The sequence below is a fragment of the Bartonella sp. AA56HLJMS genome, assembly GCF_042197145.1.
Lineage (GTDB): Bacteria > Pseudomonadota > Alphaproteobacteria > Rhizobiales > Rhizobiaceae > Bartonella.
The window spans coordinates 1-1,071 of sequence record NZ_JBHIRL010000084.1 but is presented as its reverse complement, the minus strand read 5'-3'; the positions used below and the strand labels follow the sequence as shown (position 1 = coordinate 1,071).

Here is a 1,071-nt window from a genome sequence, read left to right as displayed (position 1 = left end):
TACTTGTCCTCCTACTGTATGACTTAGAATAGTTTCAGCGACCTCATAGGGGGCATCGGTTGTTTCTGCTAGCCAATCGCGTAAACTAGAGCGAAAACCATGGGGGCAAGCTTCAATTTTATTTTTTCTCATATACGCCGCCATCATCGTATGTGAAAGAGGACCACGACCGGTAAGTGAAAAGATGAAATCACTTTTAGAGATACAGCGGGCTTGTTCAATTACTTTTATTGCTTCAGATGATAGGGGCACGCGAAACTCTGTTGTGGCATCACGCTTGCCTTTCATATTCTCAGCAGGGATTGTCCATATATCACCTTCAATCTGATCTTCACGAACATGACGCAAAGGGTTGGTACGAACGCCTGTCAGGATAAGCAGACGCAAAGCTAAATGTTTTATAGTTGTTGTTTTGCAGAGAAATTGGTAAAAAGCCGGCACATCTCTCCAATCCATGGCTGGTAAGCTTTGTTTTTTATGACGTTGTTTGCCTAAGAGAGCGCGTGCTTTTTCTACTGCTTGTAAATCAACATCTAACCCTAATGCAGCCGCATGTTTGAGACAAAGATTAAGACACATTAGTGCTGTTCGAGCAGTTCCAGCTTTTGTATGCCAAATAGGGGCAAGGGTATCGCGTATCTCTGTTTGCGTAATCTCTGAAACGGGCAGACAGCCTAATTTAGGGAGAATATGGAGGCGTAAATGTAAAAACCAATTACAAGACTCACCATCATTCTTTAATTCAGCTTTACGGCTTTCAAAAGCATCTAGAGCAATATCTTTTAAATAATGGAGATTGCGCATTGCCTCACGCTTTTGTTTGTTGCGTTCTTTAATAGGGTCACGCCCCTCACGTAAAACAGCCCGCCACCTAGTTGCCAATTCACGGGCTTGTTTTAAAGAAACATCTCGCAAGGCACCCAAGCCCATTTCGCGGCGCCGACCATGAATGGTATAACGATAAAGCCATTGAGCACCACCATCTTTACGTTTGTGAAGAAGCAAGCCGGCACCATCATTATATTTACCAGCTCCCAATGTTGCGACAGCCCTTGCATTAAGACGATTCAT

At 43.7% G+C, this 1,071-nt stretch carries 1 protein-coding gene; it reads right to left on the bottom strand.

Annotated features, from left to right (window positions below; all coding sequences use genetic code 11):
- On the bottom strand, positions 1-1,071 hold a 1,071-nt coding region (locus ACFINI_RS09960), incomplete at both ends, for a tyrosine-type recombinase/integrase (protein WP_375648041.1).